Source organism: Metabacillus rhizolycopersici, assembly GCF_020075705.1.
This window is the reverse complement of record NZ_JAIQUM010000192.1, coordinates 1-1,805: the sequence shown is the minus strand read 5'-3', so window position 1 is coordinate 1,805 and position 1,805 is coordinate 1. Positions and strand designations below refer to the sequence as shown.

At 38.3% G+C, this 1,805-nt stretch carries 1 protein-coding gene; it reads left to right on the top strand.

The window, feature by feature from the left end; all coding sequences use genetic code 11:
- The first annotated feature begins 559 nt into the window (after positions 1–559).
- Positions 560–1,804 carry a group II intron reverse transcriptase/maturase gene (gene ltrA / locus K9V48_RS27840; protein ID WP_224142294.1) on the top strand — a complete coding sequence of 415 codons (1,245 nt, stop codon included), beginning with the start codon at positions 560–562 and terminating at the stop codon, positions 1,802–1,804.
- Position 1,805: the final 1 nt, after the last annotated feature.

Genomic DNA, 1,805 nt, shown 5'->3' with positions numbered 1-1,805 from the left:
TATGCAGATGATTGTGTGCCACGAAGGCAACCAAAGTGTGCGTAAGCACACAAGGAAGCTATGCTGCACTCAAGATGAGAGTAGGCCTCTCGCAATCGCTATACAGGTAGAGATTGCAAACCACTTTAAGGTGCTGTAGTCAAAAGCTATGGTATTGAGCGTTAAAGAAAAGGCAGAGCAAGACTCTGTCAGGTACATATTAAGGAGACGAAAACCATTGAACCGCTGATGAAGTATCGAAAGCGTAGAGATGTCATCAAAACTGAGGGGGAGTCGTTAACTCAGGATAAGTTCGGAGGATACCTGTTTACTGTCCGTTCGGTGACCGGTATAAAGGCGGCGTGAACTTAATATAGGCTTGAGTGTGGAACGTGGGAACCTACGACATGGATGTTAAGGGAGAAATTCAAGTGGAAGCCCCACAAGAATCTGAGTACCAATGCCATGTATAGGGGCGGAATAACTCGTAGTAGCTATGAAACCTCCTAACGGAGGTGGAGCAAAGGGGTTATGTTATTCAGTTTTATTAGCAAGTCAACCATCATAGTGGGAGGAACTTATGAATAAAACAAAGCCATATACGATATCTAAAAAGGTAGTTTATGATGCCTTTCTTAGAGTAAAAGCAAACAAGGGGTCAGCTGGAATTGATGAAAAGTCAATAGAAGAATTCGAAGTGAATCTAAAAGATAATCTCTATAAACTATGGAATAGAATGTCCTCAGGAAGCTACTTTCCTCCAGCAGTAAAAGCTGTAGAAATACCGAAGAAAGCTGGCGGTACTAGGACACTAGGAATTCCAACTGTTGCAGATAGAATTGCACAAATGGTTGTAAAACTGTATTTTGAACCTTCGGTGGAACCTTTCTTTCACGAGGATTCGTATGGTTATAGACCTAATAAAAGTGCAATCCAAGCATTAGAGATAACACGTAAAAGGTGTTGGAAATACAACTGGGTTCTAGAATTTGATATTAAAGGACTATTCGACAATATTGATCATGGATTACTAATGAAAGCAGTGAAAAGGCACACAAATAATAAATGGGTAAAACTATATATTAATAGATGGTTAAAAGCACCTTTTCAAACGAAAGAAGGTGTAATAGAACGTACTTCTGGTACACCGCAAGGTGGAGTCATAAGTCCAGTTCTAGCGAATCTATTTCTACATTACACATTTGATAAATGGATGACTATTAACCATCCTAATAATTCTTTTGCGAGATATGCAGATGACGCAGTCATCCACTGTGAGTCAGAAGCTGAGGCAATAAGATTGCTTGAATCATTAAACAATAGAATGAACGAATGTAAGCTTGAACTACATCCAATTAAAACGCGAATTGTATACTGTAAAGATGAAAATAGGAAAGAAAATCACGAAAATACCTCGTTTGATTTTCTAGGATATACGTTCAGACCAAGACGTTCGAAGAACAAAAGGGGAAAGCATTTTATTAGCTTTACACCTGCGATTAGTAACAAATCCAAGAAATCAATTCGGCAAAAAGTAAGGGACTGGAAACTACAGTTAAAAGCTGAAAAGGACCTTACGGACCTATCAAATATGTTTAACTCAAAGATTAAAGGATGGATTAACTACTATGGAAAGTTCTACAAATCCGAGATGTATTCAACATTAAGGCATATCAATAGAGCCTTAATTATGTGGGCACGAAAGAAATATAAAAGACTCGCTCGACATAAGAAAAGAGCAGAATATTTTCTCGGAAGAATTGCCAAACAAAATCCTAGATTCTTTAAACACTGGGAATTAGGTATCAAGCCTACGGCTGAATAAT

Excerpts from the sequence above, each read along its gene's own strand:
- ltrA (WP_224142294.1), top strand. The coding sequence starts at position 560 with ATGAATAAAACAAAGCCATATACGATATCTAAAAAGGTAGTTTATGAT.